The sequence below is a fragment of the Kineococcus glutinatus genome (assembly GCF_039542765.1).
Classification (GTDB): domain Bacteria; phylum Actinomycetota; class Actinomycetes; order Actinomycetales; family Kineococcaceae; genus Kineococcus_A; species Kineococcus_A glutinatus.
On record NZ_BAABIL010000704.1, the window covers coordinates 1 to 566 of the forward strand.

A 566-nucleotide genomic window follows, 5' to 3' on the forward strand; every position below is an offset into this window, starting at 1 on the left:
GGGTACGGGCAGTACGACGGCGTCACGCGCGCCCTGGAGATCGTGGGCGAGCGCTGGGCCTCGTCGAGGCGCCGCGGGCGGCCGGTGGCGAAGTCGTAGGCGACCATCGAGCTCGTCGCCAGCAGGTAGACCGCCTCGCCCCCGGGTTCGCGCACCTCGTAGCCCAGCTCGAAGCTGGCGCCGCCCACGTCGTGCACCCACAGGTCCACCGCGACCGGCTCGGGCCGGTAGTCCAGGGGGGCCAGGTACTCCACCTCGTGGCGGGCGACCACGATGCCGGTGGCGAGCAGGTCCGGCCGCTGCCCGGGCAGCGGCCGGCTGAAGGCCCGCACCCGGGCCTCCTCCAGCAGCCGCAGCAGCTCGACGTTGTTGACGTGGCGGTAGGCGTCCATGTCCGCCCAGCGCAGAGGGATGAGGAGTCGCAGACGGGCCACGACCCCATCCTGCCGCCCGCCCGCCGGGAGGCGTGCGGCGGGCCGGGCGGGCGGGCCTCAGGGGCGGGGGGCGTCCTCGGCCTCGTCGGTCACCGGGCGCGGCGCGGGGGCCACGGGGCCGGCGGCGGGGGC

Annotated in this window: 1 protein-coding gene; it reads right to left on the reverse strand. The window is 77.4% G+C overall.

The window, feature by feature from the left end; translation table 11 throughout:
• Positions 1-434, reverse strand: a 434-nt coding sequence (locus tag ABEB16_RS20395; RefSeq protein WP_345714022.1) for an acyl-CoA thioesterase, incomplete at its 3' end; no start/stop codon positions are given.
• Positions 435-566 lie beyond the last annotated feature (132 nt).